The sequence below is a fragment of the Beggiatoa leptomitoformis genome (genome assembly GCF_001305575.3).
Lineage (GTDB): Bacteria > Pseudomonadota > Gammaproteobacteria > Beggiatoales > Beggiatoaceae > Beggiatoa > Beggiatoa leptomitoformis.
Map to the genome: position 1 here is coordinate 1,835,431 of NZ_CP012373.2, position 16,763 is coordinate 1,852,193.

A 16,763-nucleotide genomic window follows, 5' to 3' on the forward strand; every position below is an offset into this window, starting at 1 on the left:
CGCTAAACGAAAATAATGTTTAATTTTATCTGTCAAATTAAGCCTATATCCATTATTCCGTTTCTTCACCCATTCCTAGTTCTTTAATTTTTCTGGTTAATGTATTACGTCCCCATCCTAATAATTTTGCGGCTTCTTGTCGTCTGCCGCCTGTGTATTTGAGTGCTGTATTAATCATTACGGTTTCAAAACGTGGCAGAGCATCATTTAATAAGCCTTCTTCTCCCAATGCAAGCCGTTGTTCTACCCATTGATTTAGGCTTTCTTCCCAATTTAGTCGGTCTTGGATTTGAACGCTGGGTAAACGTAATTCTGGCGGTAAGTCATCTAATAAAATTTCTTGTCCTGATGCCATGACGGTCAACCAACGACATGCGTTTTCTAATTGGCGAACATTACCCGGCCAATCTAATTGGGTAAGATAACGTTCTGTATTGGCGTGTAGTGTCTTTACTTCTACGCTGAGTTCTCGAGCGGCTGAAAGAAGAAAGTGTCGCATAAGTGCGGGTATATCTTCACGACGCTTACGTAATGGTGGCAGGTGAATCCGAATAACATTGAGTCTGTGGTATAAATCTTCGCGAAAAGTGGATTCTTGTACACGTAGTTCTAGGTTTTGATGGGTTGCTGCAATAATGCGAACATCTACTTTTAGGGGGGTGTGTCCACCCACGCGAAAGAATGTACCATCCGCAAGTACACGCAGGAGGCGCGTTTGCAGTTCTGCGGGCATATCGCCAATTTCATCTAAAAACAGTGTTCCCATATCAGCTTGTTCAAAACGTCCACGCCGTTGGGTTAATGCGCCTGTAAATGCACCGCGTTCGTGTCCAAATAATTCGGATTCTAGTAGTTCGCGCGGAATAGCGGCTGTATTTAAGGCAATAAATGGTTTTTCGGCGCGCGGGCTATGACGGTGTAATGCACGGGCAACCAGTTCTTTGCCTGTACCTGAGTCGCCTGTGATGAGAACGGTAATATTAGAACGTGAAAGCCGTCCTATCGCGCGGAAAACTTCTTGCATTGCGGGTGCAGAGCCAATTATCTCGCTGGCTTTGACATTGGGGTCAATTTCAGGCGTAGGGCTACTTTCTTCACTTTTTTGAATAGCACGGCGTACAAGTTCTGCTGCATCGTCCACATCAAACGGTTTAGGTAGGTATTCAAAAGCACCGCCTTGATAAGCCGCAACCGCACTTTCTAAATCGGAATAAGCTGTCATGATAATAACAGGAATATGTGGATACAAATCATGCAGTTTTTCTAAAAGCGTAAATCCGTCCATGCCCGGCATCCGAATATCACTCATGATGACTTGTGGCTGTTGTTGATTGAGCTTTGCTAAAATACCATTCGCGCTGTCATAGCAGGTGACATTAAACCCGCCTTGGGTGAGGGCTTTTTCTAATACCCAACGAATTGATTTATCATCATCAATAACCCATACATCTGCTGATTTTTTCATACCCCATTTTCTCCATATTCCATTGGTAACCATAAGGTGAACACCGTTTCACCGGGTTTGCTGGTACATTCAATTAAGCCACCATGTTGATTGACCAGCGATTGAGCTATTGAGAGTCCTAGCCCTGTTCCTTGTGCGTGTCCTGTCACCAGTGGATAAAATATATGGTCAATCATGTCCGCAGGAACGCCCGGACCGTTATCGATAATTTCTAAACGAATAACTAATCTGTGGCGTTTATTGCCGATGCTCATTTGCCGAGTGATACGGGTACGCAGGATAATATCGCCAATGCCATTCATGGCTTGTACGGCATTACGCATGATATTTAAGACGGCTTGAATCAGTTGGTCAGCATCTGCCCATATTTCGGGAATGCTGGGGTCAAAATCGTGTTCAATGGTAATGCATTCTCGTGTTTCTGAGGCGATGAGTTGGCTAACACGGATTAAAATCTGGTGAATATTTGCCCATTTTTTGTGCGTTGCAGTATTAGGGACTAGCATACGATTGACTAAATTCTGTAATCGGTCAGCCTCACCAATAATAATCGTGGTATATTCTTTCAGTCGTGGATCAGGGAGTTCCCGTTCTAAGAGTTGTGCTGCACCGCGCAATCCACCCAAGGGGTTTTTTATTTCGTGGGCGAGTCCACGCACGATATTGCGTGCGGCTTGTTGTTGTAGTAGCAAGTTTTCTTCTCTTGCAATGCGCAGGTGTTGGTCAATCGCTGTGAATTCTACAAGAAAATGGGTTTGCGCGTGTTCGTCTAATATCGGGGTAATACTGCAATCTACGGTAATCATTCGCGCCAATGGCAAGCGTAAACGGATACCATGTTCAATTACTGCACGATGGTGTTGCATGAGTTCAACCAGTGGTTTGCCTGATAATGTCATGTCAGGAAACAATTCATTAACAGACTGTCCTTTCGCTTGCTTTGCACTAATTTCGAGCAAGGTCTCAGCGGCAGGATTCATGGCTTGCAAGCGCAATTGCTGATTAAACCATAAAACTGCAATAGTGAGATTTTCTAAAATAGTCTGTGCGAGTTTTGCTTGTATCATGCCTATGTTCCAAAATAAATCGTGGCTAATGTCGCAATAAGTATGCCGATTGAAAAAATAGCATTATTTTATTGAATTTATTTAATATAAATGAAAAGCTGTGCTGCATAAAATGCGGTTGCATGATAAGGTTGCACTAAAATAGTGCGTTTCAGTTGAGAAATTTTCCATAAATAATCACATTACATCTATCAAAAATATTATGAAAACCATTAAAATTTATTTATATTAAGGAAGCATTATAAAAAGCGGATTACAATAAAACGTGCTTTCTGGGATAATGCTTGTAATGTATAATAAAATCAATTTGTTATTTCTATAAAAACAAAAAATAGATGTAACGTACTGTTAAAGTAGAAAAACTACCTGCTAAGAAAGTAGATATGTCAACTAGTCTGGCATTAAAATAAGATTTTTTGGTCACTTACCAACCCTGCCCCAAGGGGTGGAGCTACAACACAACAAAGGAGAATAAGCATGTCTGAAAAGGTCTATGATGTGTTACCACAAGCCGCCGCTAACGCCTACATCAATGCCGAGCAATACAAGGAAATGTATGCGCGTTCAGTGAATGATTCAGACAATTTTTGGGCTGAACAGGCGGATGCGTTTATTTCTTGGTTTAAAAAGTGGGATAAAGTCCAAGATTGGAATTACCATGAAGGGAAAATTCGTTGGTTTGAAGGGGCTAAATTAAACGTATCTTACAACTGCTTAGATCGTCATTTAGAAAAACGCGGTGATCAAGTCGCTATCATTTGGGAAGGTGACAATCCTCAATCTGATAAAAAAATTACTTACCGCGAGTTATACGAAAAAGTTTGCCGCTTAGCCAATGTGTTAAAAGCACAAGGGGTTAAGAAAGGCGATCGCGTTTGTATTTATCTGCCCATGATTCCAGAAGCCGCCGTTGCCATGTTAGCATGTACACGAATTGGTGCGGTTCATTCTATTGTATTTGGTGGATTTTCTCCTGAAGCCCTAAAAGACCGCGTATTAGATTCTGGTTGTGAAGTTGTTATCACTTCTGATGAAGGCTTACGGGGTGGTCGTCCTGTCCCTTTAAAAACCAATGTCGATAAAGCCGTAGCCCATTGTCCTAATGTGCGCACAGTGATTGTTGTACGTCATACAGGTCGTCACATGGATATGGTTGCTGGACGCGACGTGTGGTATCACGAAGAAATAGAAAAAGTTTCCGCCGAATGCGCGCCCGAAGAAATGGACGCAGAAGACCCGTTATTTATCCTCTATACCTCTGGTTCTACAGGTAAACCTAAAGGCGCATTGCATAGTACAGGTGGTTATATTCTTTACACCGCGATGACGCATAAATATGTTTTTGATTACCATGATGGGGATATTTACTGGTGTACCGCTGATGTAGGCTGGGTAACTGGTCACTCTTACATCGTCTATGGTCCACTGGCTAATGGTGCAACTACCTTAATGTTTGAAGGTGTACCCACCTACCCAGACGCAGGACGATTCTGGCAAGTTATTGATAAACATCAGGTTAATATATTCTATACTGCACCCACCGCCATTCGTGCGTTAATGGGACAAGGTAATGAATTAGTCACTAAAACAAGCCGTAAGAGCTTACGTTTACTCGGTAGCGTTGGCGAACCTATTAATCCTGAAGCATGGGAATGGTACTACCATATTATTGGTGAAGACCGTTGTCCTATTGTAGATACTTGGTGGCAAACAGAAACAGGTGGTATTTTAATTACCCCATTACCGGGTGCAACCAAGCTGAAACCCGGCTCAGCTACCCTGCCTTTCTTTGGTGTCGTTCCTGCGTTAGTGACCAATGAAGGGGATATATTAGAAGGGGCAACTGAAGGTAATTTGATTATTACTCGTCCTTGGCCAAGCCAAATGCGGACAGTATTTGGTGATCATGACCGCTTTATTGATACCTATTTCAAAACCTATCCGGGTAACTATTTTACAGGTGACGGCGCACGTCGTGATGAGGATGGTTACTATTGGATTACGGGTCGGGTTGATGATGTTATCAACGTTTCTGGACACCGTATGGGAACGGCAGAAGTAGAAAGTGCGCTGGTATTACACGAAGCCGTTGCGGAAGCTGCAGTTGTCGGCTATCCACATGATATTAAAGGACAAGGTATTTATGCTTATGTTACTTTAATGGCAGACATCGAACCCAGTGAAGAATTGAAAAAAGATTTAGTTCGTTTAGTCCGTGAGGAAATTGGCCCTATTGCATCGCCTGATGTGATTCAATGGGCACCTTCATTACCTAAGACCCGTTCAGGTAAAATCATGCGCCGTATTTTGCGCAAAATTGCCGCGAATGAGGTAGAAAACTTAGGGGATACCTCCACCTTAGCAGACCCAAGCGTTGTTGATCATTTAGTGACGAACCGCGCAGTTAAATCATAATGGGTTAAGGTTGCTCCAAAGATAAGCGTGTGATTTTTAAAGGTCACACGCTTTTTTTATGGCTGTTATCACAACAAGCAAGAATACATGAAAACGGGAAAGCATTTGAAGCGGTAATATCTTTCTACCACTCCAAAATATACGAAAAATCAGCCCCTTTATCTTCTGTGCCTATGGAGGCTTCAACACCCCATTTACGGCTTAATTCATAGCGAATGTTAAAAATTCTATTTTGATTAACCAAACTCAGCCCGTAACCTACATATAGTTGAGGTGTTAAATACGTGCCTAAACTTAACATAGCGTTGCTTACATCTTCACCTAATGCAGTGCCTGTCACAATGTAGGATAAAATATCGCCTTCTGGCACGGGTGGGGTTGAAAAAAGAGTCAATTGAGGGGCTTGCGCAGTGCCATGAATGCGCACACCCGCAGATTCTACTTTTTTGGTTCGGTCACGAATTTTCCGAATAGCTTCAATATTTAATACAGGATTATCCACCCCCCCCCTGCAAAAATAATTCGTCCGCGTTCAATTTCTAAATCTTGTCCATACGCGCGATATGTGCCGTCTAAAATTTGTAATTCGCCTGTTGCTCTGGGCATGGTTTGATTTGGGCTTAAGGTAATGGATAACGCCCCTGTGAAACTGCTATTAAAGTCCATAACGGCAAGATGAATATCATTTCCAAGCACAACGTTAATTGTACTCGTGATTTCCCAGCCTTTTGTGGCTTTTTCGGCAGTGCTGGGTTTATCAGGGTTGATAATGACAACATCGGGCGAGATACCAATCACACTACCACCGCCAGTGCCACTAATCGCTGCACCTGTTGGTGTGATATTCGCGTAGGGAATCAGGACTTTTCCGCTTAAATCTATTTTGCCCGCACTCATGGTTAGGCGTAAATCGGGGGTGATTTCGGCGATTGCGTCAGGGGTATTAACGACTTGAACATTTTCGCCATTGATGGCGATAGCCGCTTGCCAATCCGTTAGGGTGAGTAATTTAACGTTGCCTGTTATTTTTAGTTGTCCCTTGCCTGATTGTAAACCCATATTAATATCTATTGTGTCACGGCTAGTGGTTTTTATATCGGCATTAAAGTCTTTAATTTCTAAGCCTAAATCGGGTAAACCAACCTCGACTTTTTTGATTAAAAACTGTCCTTGTACTATCGGGTCGGCAACTGTTCCTGCAATGGTTAGATTAAAATTCGCCGCGCCTTTCGCTTTTTCTGCTTGCGATAAAATATCGGGTAACAACCCTAAATCATTAAAGTTTGCTTGTAAATTTGCTTGAATAGGTTGGTCGGGACGCAGGGGAAGACGATTAAATCCTTGCATGGTGATTGTGCCATTAATCGTATTTTGTTTAGCTAAGTCTAAAAATATGCTGCCATTTAAACCTGTATTATCAATAATTAGCTTTATTTTGCCGCCATTGTGTGCAATGGGCTTGGTGGCAGGATCATCCGTTGCGGGGAGCAATCGACCGGGCGAAACATCCAGCAGGGCATCGGCACGGAGTGTGCCATCAGGTTGATATGTACCGCTTAAATGTCCTTCTATTGTGCCTGTTACGGTAGGCACGAGCAGCCGTAAAGGAATTTTGCTCAACACAATATCGCCTTTCGCGCCTGTTTTGGCTTGCCAACCACTTGTTACACAAATGCTAGTCAAACTATCGGGTTGACGACGGCTTAAATAGCCTTGAACGCAGAAATTAGACAGCTGCGCCGCGTCTGCTGAGGCGTTGATAGGTGCAGGTTTTGGGAGTGACCATTGCCCCGCTTTTTCTAAATTAGCGGTTACTTGGCTGATTTGTCCTTGCCAGCGTAAGGGGGTAAGGACTAGACCACCGTCAATTTTGACGAATAAATTATTCTCAGGGGCTTTAATGGTCGCTGTTAGGCTATGTTGTGCCAGTTGCCCCTGCCCATTAACTTCTATTTTATCAATAACTTTTTCATTACTTTGAAAAAAATCGGCGGCTTGTAACGATAGGTTTAAACCTTGTTTGCCTTGTAAATCCGCGTCGATTTTTACGTCTAAGCTGGCTAGGCGGTTTTCTGCATAGGCGAGTTGTTTGGCTTGTAAGGTCGCATTAATTTTGGGGTTATTGAGTGAGCCATTAATTTTTCCACTACCTTGTAAGCTACCACCCGCTTGTGGCAGGAGTTCTGCTAGTGCGGGCGCGTCAATCGTCCACATTGCATTGATGGTTTTATCATAGTCTGCTTGGGCAATAATGTGATTTTTGCCTGAAACAAAATTGAATTTTTTCAGGTTATAACGCTCGCCTTGTGCAGTGGCTTCCGCTTGTAGTTGTAATGGATATGTGCCAATTTTACCCTTGATATCGACGATTTTTACTTCAGCATTTAATTGATTATTTTCTAATTTTCCTGTGGAGCGTATATCTAAATCAATATTACTTTGTTGTTGGGTGTAGGGTGCGAGATTAAGTTTTTTCCCCATAAGGTTCATGGACCATTGCACAGCCGGTGACCATGCAACTTGCCCTGTTAAATTTAGCACACCGTCTAGTAACTTACCTTGTAATTGTTTAAGTTTAAAGCCTTTTTTATCGCCATTACCTGTCGCAGTCACGCGCCCTGATGGAATTTGCTCTTGTCCGACAATATCGGCTAATAACGCCAGTTGGTAATCATTCGCCGTCCCTTTTAGCTCGATATTGCCTTTTGCATCTTTTAGTAATAATTGCTTACCTTCTAGTGGATAACGTAAACCTTGCCAAGTTAGTTGACTTGTAAAGCTTGGATTGGTTGCATCGTTGAGATTTACATCCGCTTGCGCTCCAATGTTGATATTGCTAGGCGGTAATGTCAGTTTAAATTCAGCAAGGTGAAGTTGTTGGTCGGCAAATTCGGCGCGGAGTTGACTGCTGAGTTTATGGGTAGCGGGAACGTCGGGAATAAGTGTATTTAAGACCAGTTTATCTAAGGAAAGTAATAGAGTGGCTTTTAATGGTTGTAATTCTAGTTTGCCATTTGCCGTCACCAAGCCTTGCAATAATTCCCCTTGTAATTTTTGTAGTTCAATATGTTGTGTGTCGCCATTTATTTCAGCTTGCCATTGTCCTTTAGGCAGTTGTTGTCCGCTTAAGTCACTGTCTAAGGTTAATTGGTAGGCTTGCAGTGTGCCTGAAAGTTTAACCGTGCCTTGTTGGGTTTGTACTTGTGGTTCGCCAATGAGCGGAAATTGCAGGTTTTTCCATGTTAAATCTGCTTGAAAACTGGGGTTATCCGCAGGGGTTAATAAGCCTTCACCTGCCAACGTTATTTGGGCAGCGGTTGGCGGTAAACTGATTTGTCCTTGTTGAATCTTAACTTTATCGTTTTGTAAATTTGCAGAAAAAGCAGCATTTAGTTTAACGCTAGGCGGCAATTCTGCCATGAAGGGTGCAAGGGGTATTTCTGATACTTGTACATCGAGCATGGCTTGCAGTTGGTTTGCCCATTGCGCGTTGACGTTTGCAACGATTTGTCCTTGCAGCAGTTCGCCTTTTAATTGCCCTTGTTGAAGTTGGTTTAAATCACCTTGTGCGGTTAATTTCCATTGACTATCGGGGATTTGGGGGGTTTTTACTTGGGTTGTGAGTTCTAGTTGATAGTTTTGGAGTTGTCCTGCAAGTGTGGCTTTTCCTGTTGGAATGTTGATTATACTTTGTCCAACAAGGGGATATTGCACATTTTGCCAATCAAGCACGACATTAATATCAGGGTTGTTAAGGTCAACGAGTGTGCCTTTTCCTGTCAAATTTAATTGTGTTGTGGTGTTACTGAGTTTGGTTTGTTGATTTATTGTCCAGTTTTTGTCGGTCAGTGTCGCGCTTAACTGGTTATTTAACCGCACATTTTCTGGCAGGTTAGGAATATAATTGTTAAGTTTTAACTGGCTAATATCCAGTTGTAAATTCGCTTGTAGTAGGGTTTGCCAGTCAATTTTCCCTTGTGCTTGAATGACCCCCTCTAGTAATGCCAGCCGTAGTTTTTCTAGCGTCAAACTGTGTAAATCGCCGTTTGCATTGAGTTGTAAGGCGGTTGCAGGAACGTCTTTACCGCTTAGTGCTGTTTGAATAGTCAGTTGATAGGCTTCTAAATTGCCATTGGAGGTAATTTTTCCTGCTTGACTGCGAATCAGTTTTGGCGAGTTATCTAAGGGGTAAAATATATCTTGCCATTGAATATCAGCTTGCCAACCTAATTTGTTGAACAATTCGGTTACATTGGCGTTAAGTTGTAAGGCTATCGGTTCGCTAACGTGGTGTGTTAGTGATAATTTATTAATATCACCGTCAATTTTCCCTTGACCATTAATCTCGCCGATTTGTGGTAGTTGTGCTGTCCATTGTAAATCTAGTAAAACGGCATGGGGACGTGTTAATCCGTAATGTCCTTTGGCTTGTAACCCTGCATGAATACCTTGTGTTTGTACGCCTGTCATAGATAGATTTAAAAGGCTTATTTGTTCTTTAATTGTCGCGCCTAATTGGGCTTGTTCTAGGGTTAGGGTAAACGGCGTGCTTTTATCCCCTGTTTGTAAAGTGAAGTTTTTTAGTTGTACATCGTCAATTGTAATGCCAACGGGCAGGCGGATTTCGGGTAGTGTGAATGGGTCTTTTGAGGGGGGGGATGTGGTTGTGCTGGGCGGGATAATGACATTGACATTTTCCGCCATGATTTGTTGCACATGTACGTTTAAATCAAATAGGTCGGTTGGTTGCCACGCAAACACAAGGGTTTCTGCGTCAACGATTGCACTTTCTTGTTGATAATGTACGTTTTTTAATACCAGCCGATTTAATAAACTGCCATCAATTTGTTGGATAGTTAATTCACCGGGTATCCAATGTTGAACAAGGCGAATCATCCAGTGTGAGCCTGTTTCTGTCCCTGCTCCCCAACCTGCCATGAGTAGCACAAGGATTAAACCAATCAGTAAAACCAGCAATAAGCGTTTGAGCCAACGTTTCATGGTGTATTGGGAGCTTAAAAAGAGGGAACAGGTTAGGTGCAAATGACTTCGCACTGGTGAGGTTTACGGTTTAAGTTATTTATATAAACCTATAATAATAGTTACAAAACATCATCAAAACCTAATACTTCTTGGACTTTTTTAATGAGTGGTTTGTTTTCAGGCGCAAGATTTAAAAATAAGCAACCTACGCAGTTAAATTCGGGGTTTGCATCAGGACGTGACCAGCGAATTTCGACTTCTGCTTCTATCGTTTGTTTTGTAAATTCTTCTATATCGGGTAGTTTTATGATGATATCGCGCGATTCTCCTAATGGCATGGTATAGGATGTAATCAGCATAATGCCACTGTCCGATATGTCGCCCAAATGGCCTAATAATTCTTCGCTATCTTTTTCAAGAACATCAAGATAAAACAATAAGTTTTTACGTGTACTGCGTTTTGCACCAAATTGGCGAATTAACATTTCTAATTCAGCACGGTCTGTTTTTACAAATTGGCAACCAACACGGTAGAGTTCGTGTTGTGTTTCATCAGGTTTTACCCATAAAGGGTCTATGTCTAGTGGGATAACTTCTTGATAAAACGCATCGCTGGCAGGTAAGCGGATAATAACTTCTCTGGTTTGGTTCAGAATTAATGGTTTGGTGGTTAGTAACATAATGCCATCTTTAGAAACATCACCAAGTTGTCCTATATGCTCACGACTGTGCTTATCTATTACCTCAAAGATTGAGAAACTATCTATTTTTGTATCAGCCATGATGAAATCCTTTTATGTATAAAATAGGATATATAGTGCTTATCTGTGAATGATGTGGTGCATTTTGTCGCTACTATAACGTATTTTAGTGGTTTTTGGGGGGGGAAATCTGTTGTCTATCATGTTGTGACGATGTCATCACTATTCTTATGGATACTGAAAATTAACAGGTTATTGAATACTAAACAATGTGTTATATATTGATAATACTTGGATATGTTGTTCTTTAAAGAGGGATACCACCGCGTAAAGCAGTAGTATCCTAAATTCTGACTATTTTAAGTGCAATTAGTATTGATGATTAATGAGGAGGCAAGGGGGGCGGCATACTTGAAAATAGGCTGGCTAGTTCCATGATTTGTCCCGCCGCTGTCCAGTTTGCCATCCCTTGTTTCCAGACTAGGGTATCGCGGGTTAATTGCCCTGTCTTTACATAGTGTTGTAATGCAGGTAATTCAAAGGGTCCTTGTGTTTGTCCTGCAATGGCAAGGTGAAATGCAAGGGCTTGTGGTAAGGGAGGGGGCGCACTTGGGCTTGCGTGTTGGGGTTGTTGCATGGCGTTGTTCATTTGATTTGCCATGTTCATGCCCATTGCCATTCCCATACCCGCATCCATTGCTGTACCTGCCATGCCACCACCGCCGTGTTCTGCGGCTTTGCCTATCGCTTCGGCGGTTTGGTATTGGGTGTAGGTTTGCATGTTGCCTAAAATTCCCATGCTACTGCGTTTTTTAAAGGCGGCATCAAGTTCTGGTGGTAAGTTAATATTGGTGATAACCACTTTTAGCAGTTCTACGCCTAATTCAGCAAATTCAGCTTTGATTTTTTCTTTAACAAAATCGCCCAGTTCATCGTGTTTTGCCGCCATATCTAGCACGGACATGCGGCTTTCACCCATCGCATCGGTAAAACGAGAGACGATGAAATCACGCAGTTGTTTGTTAATGTCTTCGGTTTTAAAACTACCCGCTGTGCCGACAATTTCTTTAATAAAATAAGCAGGTTTAATAATACGATAGGAGTATGTACCAAAAGCACGAATTTGTACCATTTGAAATTCGGGGTCGCGCAGAATAATAGGGTTAGGTGTTCCCCATTTTTGGTCAAGAAAACGGCGGGTATTAACAAAATAGACTTCGGCTTTAAAAGGGCTGTCAAAACCGTATTTCCAACCCATTAAAGTTGATAGAATGGGTAGGTTTTTTGTGTCTAGGGTGTACGTTCCCGGTGTAAAGGTATCGGCAGGTTCAAGAATATCCATGTCGATAGTGCGTTTATGTTGTCCTTCTTTAATAAACACAGCTTCTTGTCCTTCACGCACAATAAGTTTTGCACCGTTTTTGATTTCGTTATCGTGCCGTTCAAAACGGTAAACAAGGGTATCTTGTGAATCATCTAGCCATTCGATGATGTCAATGAATTCGCCCGTCAGACTTTTCCAGAAAGACATTTATTATTCTCCCTATGGGTTGATATGCCTAATAATTTATGTAGGTAGTTTTATTAGGGGTAGTTAATTTTGACATAATATGGCGGTTTTTGACAGTTGGAATAGGCGTAATACCCATTTCATCTAACAATATCGTTATCTGTACGACCGAGTTTATCCTGCTTGATGTGCATAACATCACATCGTTTAATGAGTTAATCATACAATTATGGTCAATAAACCACTGCAAGCAACATTTTTATTATTATTGGCATCCTTTATATGGGGTACAACCTTTGTTGCACAACGGATAAGCATGGGACATATTGGTCCTTTTATGTTTACCGCACTTCGCTTTGCGTTGGGTGGCTTGTTGTTAATGCCTGTTTTTCTTTTTTTGCGCGCAAGACAGCCGATAGCCTCTGTCGTAGCAATTGATAAGCGAATGGCTTTATTAGGTGGGGGATGTTTGGGCATTCTGCTTTTTTCTGCGGCAACGATTCAACAGGTTAGTTTAATTTATACCGCAGCGGGTAAAGCAGGCTTTATCACAGGCTTATATGTAATTCTTGTGCCTTTGTTGGGGTTAGTTTGGCGACAATATCCTGATTTAGGGACGTGGGTGGGTTCAATGTTGGCGGTGATGGGTTTGTACTTGTTGAGTGTTGGCACAGATTTTAGTTTGGCGTATGGGGATTTTTTGGTGCTGATTAGTACGATTTTTTGGGCATTACACGTGTTGGCAATTGCGTGGTTTGTGCAAAAAGTGGATGCCTTATTGTTAGCCATTACCCAATTTTTGGTGTGTGCTTTATTGAGTTTTTTGGTGGCGGTGGTGGTGGAAACAATAACTTTACAAAGTATGATGAATGCAGGTATTCCAATTTTATACGGTGGTTTGTTATCCGTTGGTATTGCTTATACTTTACAAATTATTGGACAACGCCATTTACATCCTACCAGTGCCGCATTAATTATGAGTACAGAAACTATTTTTGCAGCGTTAGCAGGGTGGCTTATTTTGGGTGAAACTTTTTCGGAGCGCGGCATAATAGGTTGTATTTTAATGTTGACGGGAATTATTTTGTCACAATTGCAAATAACTTATTCACGGCTACAGCGGTGTTATGGATGGTTAATTGCTAAAGTTTAAATTCTTTTTAGACCGTTTATATTATTCAATACAGGTGATAATACGATGATTCAGGTTCTTTTTGTTTGTATGGGAAATATTTGTCGTTCCCCCACCGCAGAAGGCGTGTTCCGTTATTATGTGGAACAGGCAAAATTAGCGGATGATATTAAAATCGATTCAGCGGGTACACATGCTTATCATGTGGGGGAACAACCTGACAGCCGTTCCCAGATGGCGGCATTAAAACGCGGCTTTAATTTAAGCACTATTCGTGCTCGACAAGTACATCTACAGGACTTTACAACGTTTGATTATGTTTTAGCGATGGATAAACAAAACCATAAAATTCTACAGTCTTTATGTCCACCCAGTGAAAAACAGCGTTTGCACTTATTTTTGGATTTTGCACCACAGCTCATGACCAGTGAAGTGCCTGACCCTTATTATGGGCAAGGTCAAACGGGGTTCGAACATGTATTAAATCTAGTAGAGGCGGCAAGTAAGGGGCTATTAGACCACTTACGCGCTAAATTGAATGAGTAATCGGGGAAGGTTAACGCGCTCGGTAAACGATACGACCTTTGCTTAAATCGTAAGGGGTTAATTGCACAGTTACTTTATCGCCCGTTAAAATACGGATGTAATTTTTGCGCATCCGACCAGAAATATGGGCAGTAACAACATGACCATTATCTAATTGCACTCGAAACATGGTGTTTGGTAGGGTTTCAATAACCGTTCCTTCCATTTCAATATTATCTTCTTTCGCCATATTTGCTCTTTAAACGTCCTATCCGTTGCTAGAAAAACGTATATTATGCACCACTCTAGCAAAATAACAAGATTAGACGCGGTCTTAATATCAAAGTAATCAGATTAAGATAATTATTTTTGACGCTTAAGCACTATAAAAAAGCACTGTATTTGAAGGCAGATAATCCCATTCTGCTTAAGCCAAAGATTGCCAAGGTGTAAATAAGCAATAGAAACCATAAAAAATTTTCATGAAAACAACGGTTTTTACGGCTTTTATCGCTTATAGCAAATCAAGCTAATGCAGTTAATGCGTCTAAGTAATGATGACCTAAGGCATTTGCGACTTGATGATGAGTCACTTTTCCTTGATAAATATTTAATCCTTGACGTAAATAAACATCATCTAACAACGCTTGGCGATAACCCTTATCAGCTAACGCTAATACGTGCGGTAAGGTTGCATTATTTAAAGCAACAGTGGACGTGCGCGGTACTGCACCCGGCATATTTGCTACACAATAATGAATAACTTGGTTGACCAAGTAAGTAGGTTCAGCGTGGGTTGTCGGATGTGACGTTGCAAAACAACCGCCCTGATCAATAGCAACATCAACAATAACAGCACCTGCTTTCATATTTTGCACATGCTCTTTTGTAACCAACTTAGGGGCGGCAGCCCCCGGAATCAGTACGCCCCCAATCACCAAATCAGCACTTAATACATGCTGTTCTATAGCATCGGTTGTTGAATAAACCGTTTCAATACTCGCCCCAAATTGTCGCCACAATCCACGTAACACATCGATAGAACGATCAATAATAACAACTTCCGCCCCCATGCCCACCGCAATAAATGCCGCATTAGAGCCGACCACGCCACCGCCTAAAATAACGACTTTCGCAGGTTTTACACCGGGGACACCGCCTAGTAATACACCTAACCCCCCATGCGCCTTTTCTAAGCAGGAAGCACCCGCCTGAATCGACATACGTCCTGCAACTTCTGACATTGGAGCAAGGAGCGGTAACCCCCCTGTTGCTGATGTAACCGTTTCATAAGCAATACAGACAGCACCACTATTTAATAAAGCTTTAGTCTGTTCAGGATCAGGGGCTAGATGCAAATACGTAAACAACACTTGGTCTGTATGCAACATGGCACATTCTGCGGGCTGGGGTTCTTTCACCTTCACCACCATTTCAGCATTAGCAAAGATTTCAGCAGCGGTATCCACAATACTCGCGCCTGCTTTTTGATAAGCCGCATCATCCATACCGATGCCATCGCCCGCATGACGCTCAACTATGACACGATGCCCATGCGTTACTAACTCGCGCACCGTTGCAGGGATTAACCCAACCCGATATTCATGGGTTTTAATTTCTTTAGGAACACCTATTAACATAGCCACACACTCCCCGTAGTAAAAAGATGAGTTACCTGACAGTTAGTAATGTAACGTCTGTTAAGGCAATTCCCTAGATGTTTTATCAACTTTTCACTTAAAAAATGATGACTGCTTATTTAATTGCCTTTATTCAACGCTTAAAACAAAAACTGTGGGCTTTACTAACGGTACTGATGGGAGCTGGCATTATCATCGTACTGTTTCTGGGTATTGCTTACATCACACAATGGTTTCTTCCTGCTAGTGTTATTCACTTTCGTGACTTACTAAAAGCACAAGATATTGAAGCTATTCGACAGTTTTTTCTTTCTTTTGGTGAATGGAGCGCGCTGGTTTTTATTGGCACACAGATTTTGCAGGTTTTTTTTGCACCCCTACCGGGGCAACTATTTGGTTTATTAGGCGGGGTTATTTTTGGTTTTTGGAATGGATTACTCTTGACTATGATAGGCTTAAGCATAGGCTCACTATTGGCCATAGGTCTGAGCCGTTTACTCCGTGAAACCCTCGTACAGCGATTTGTTCCGCCTGCTATTTTTAACAAATTTGACTATTTAATCGAACAAGGAGGACTATTCAACTTTTTCATTATTTTTCTCCTACCCGTTTTTCCTGACGATGCCGTTTGTTTTATAGCAGGACTCACACGCCTCCCACTCTGGAAACTAGTAATCGTTTGTTTAATTGGGCGTTTACCGGGAATGGCGGTTTTAACTTTTGTAGGAACTGCATTACACAGTGATATGACATTAGCCTATCTTGTCTTTAGCATTGCCATGTTGATTTCTCTAATTATTTGGCTTTTTGACAAAGAAATTATGAACTATTTAAATCCTAAAAACTAACACGTAAATAAGAATTAAAAATAACAACACCTAATTTCAATAATTTCACATAAAAATTTTATGCTGAAATGTATTTACAAGTTTGGTGCGCTAACCTTGAAAGCCCTATATAAACAACTATATTTACTAGACGCTCATCCCTAACCGTGCGAATAACTGCCCTAGAATAAAGCAGGGCAGTTTTGCTTTTTTTGCAACGCCTTACTATAATGAGCGGTTTCATAACCCTATTCAACCATTAAGGAGTGTCGCTTTCAATGCCTAATGTCCGCGTCAAAGAAAATGAACCTTTTGAAGTCGCTATTCGTCGTTTCAAACGCTCTTGTGAAAAAGCAGGTGTTCTTGCTGAAGTTCATCGCCGTGAATTCTACGAAAAACCCACCTCTGTCCGTAAGCGTAAAGCTGCTGCTGCTGTCAAACGTCACATGAAGAAACTTCAACGTGATGTAACGCGCAGAGAGCGTCTTTACTAAGCCT

At 41.7% G+C, this 16,763-nt stretch carries 12 protein-coding genes and 1 pseudogene; 5 read left to right on the plus strand and 8 right to left on the minus strand.

Annotation, left to right across the window (positions count from 1 at the left end; all coding sequences use genetic code 11):
• Positions 1-52: 52 nt before the first annotated feature.
• The gene (gene ntrC / locus AL038_RS07700) at positions 53-1,465 is read right to left on the minus strand and encodes a nitrogen regulation protein NR(I) (RefSeq protein ID WP_062151320.1); all 1,413 of its coding nucleotides are present in this window, start codon (positions 1,463-1,465) and stop codon (positions 53-55) included.
• On the minus strand, positions 1,462-2,532 hold the full coding sequence (gene glnL, locus AL038_RS07705; RefSeq protein WP_062151339.1) for a nitrogen regulation protein NR(II): 1,071 nt from the start codon (positions 2,530-2,532) through the stop codon (positions 1,462-1,464). Before glnL ends, ntrC begins: the two co-directional genes overlap by 4 nt.
• 477 nt (positions 2,533-3,009) lie before the next feature.
• Here glnL and acs point away from each other — a divergent pair, with 477 nt between their 5' ends.
• The gene (gene acs / locus AL038_RS07710; RefSeq protein ID WP_062151341.1) at positions 3,010-4,947 is read left to right on the plus strand and encodes an acetate--CoA ligase; all 1,938 of its coding nucleotides are present in this window, start codon (positions 3,010-3,012) and stop codon (positions 4,945-4,947) included.
• A gap of 124 nt (positions 4,948-5,071) precedes the next feature.
• Here acs and AL038_RS18940 read toward each other — a convergent pair whose 3' ends face one another.
• The 4 genes and pseudogenes from AL038_RS18940 to AL038_RS07730 form a co-directional block, all read right to left on the minus strand.
• A complete protein-coding gene (locus tag AL038_RS18940) occupies positions 5,072-5,248 on the minus strand; it encodes a translocation/assembly module TamB domain-containing protein (RefSeq protein WP_236839513.1) in 177 nt (58 codons plus the stop codon).
• A gap of 78 nt (positions 5,249-5,326) precedes the next feature.
• Positions 5,327-9,948 (minus strand): annotated as a pseudogene (locus AL038_RS18780) (translocation/assembly module TamB domain-containing protein); the annotation flags it as partial.
• Positions 9,949-10,049: 101 nt separating this feature from the next.
• Positions 10,050-10,712, minus strand: coding sequence for a PilZ domain-containing protein (locus AL038_RS07725; protein ID WP_062151347.1), 663 nt, complete (start codon positions 10,710-10,712; stop codon positions 10,050-10,052).
• A 301-nt stretch (positions 10,713-11,013) separates the two neighbouring features.
• Positions 11,014-12,162, minus strand: a complete 1,149-nt coding sequence (locus AL038_RS07730; protein ID WP_062151351.1) for an SPFH domain-containing protein — start codon at positions 12,160-12,162, stop codon at positions 11,014-11,016.
• A 208-nt stretch (positions 12,163-12,370) separates the two neighbouring features.
• Here AL038_RS07730 and AL038_RS07735 point away from each other — a divergent pair, with 208 nt between their 5' ends.
• Positions 12,371-13,294 (plus strand): DMT family transporter, encoded by a 924-nt coding sequence (locus AL038_RS07735; RefSeq protein WP_062151354.1) that lies wholly within the window; start codon positions 12,371-12,373, stop codon positions 13,292-13,294.
• A 45-nt stretch (positions 13,295-13,339) separates the two neighbouring features.
• Positions 13,340-13,819 (plus strand): low molecular weight protein-tyrosine-phosphatase, encoded by a 480-nt coding sequence (locus tag AL038_RS07740; protein WP_062151357.1) that lies wholly within the window; start codon positions 13,340-13,342, stop codon positions 13,817-13,819.
• Between the two features lie 10 nt (positions 13,820-13,829).
• Here the strand turns inward: AL038_RS07740 and infA are convergent, their stop codons facing one another.
• Complete coding sequence (gene infA / locus AL038_RS07745; protein ID WP_002682723.1) at positions 13,830-14,048, minus strand: translation initiation factor IF-1; 219 nt, start codon at positions 14,046-14,048, stop codon at positions 13,830-13,832.
• Between the two features lie 274 nt (positions 14,049-14,322).
• A complete protein-coding gene (gene ald, locus AL038_RS07750) occupies positions 14,323-15,438 on the minus strand; it encodes an alanine dehydrogenase (RefSeq protein ID WP_062151360.1) in 1,116 nt (371 codons plus the stop codon).
• A 104-nt stretch (positions 15,439-15,542) separates the two neighbouring features.
• Between ald and AL038_RS07755 the strand changes: the two genes are divergently transcribed.
• Together AL038_RS07755 and rpsU are read left to right on the plus strand one after the other, a co-directional pair.
• Positions 15,543-16,286 (plus strand): TVP38/TMEM64 family protein, encoded by a 744-nt coding sequence (locus tag AL038_RS07755; protein ID WP_083991464.1) that lies wholly within the window; start codon positions 15,543-15,545, stop codon positions 16,284-16,286.
• A 257-nt stretch (positions 16,287-16,543) separates the two neighbouring features.
• A complete protein-coding gene (gene rpsU / locus AL038_RS07760) occupies positions 16,544-16,759 on the plus strand; it encodes a 30S ribosomal protein S21 (protein WP_062151366.1) in 216 nt (71 codons plus the stop codon).
• Positions 16,760-16,763 lie beyond the last annotated feature (4 nt).